The 267-nt window shown below is 49.4% G+C and carries 1 tRNA gene; it reads right to left on the reverse strand.

Annotated elements, in window-relative coordinates:
- Positions 1-143: 143 nt before the first annotated feature.
- Positions 144-220, reverse strand: a tRNA-Ile gene (locus KW829_RS22785).
- Between the last annotated feature and the right edge of the window lie 47 nt (positions 221-267).

Raw genomic sequence — 267 nt, forward strand, 5'->3', positions numbered from 1 at the left:
AAGGCAGGCGCTCTCCCAGCTGAGCTATAACCCCATCGTATACACTAATCTCTGTACCGGTAATGCTTTCTGAGACAAGGCGTGGAATAACGAAGCATACTGAAGTATGCGAGTTGTTCCGCAACGCGGAATCAGGAAGCATTTGGTAGGCCTGAGTGGACTTGAACCACCGACCTCACCCTTATCAGGGGTGCGCTCTAACCACCTGAGCTACAAGCCTGCAGAGATTTTTACTGCTATTTTCATCAGACAATCTGTGTGAGCACT

This window comes from Enterobacter sp. ENT02 (genome assembly GCF_019219165.1).
Taxonomy (GTDB): domain Bacteria; phylum Pseudomonadota; class Gammaproteobacteria; order Enterobacterales; family Enterobacteriaceae; genus Enterobacter; species Enterobacter mori.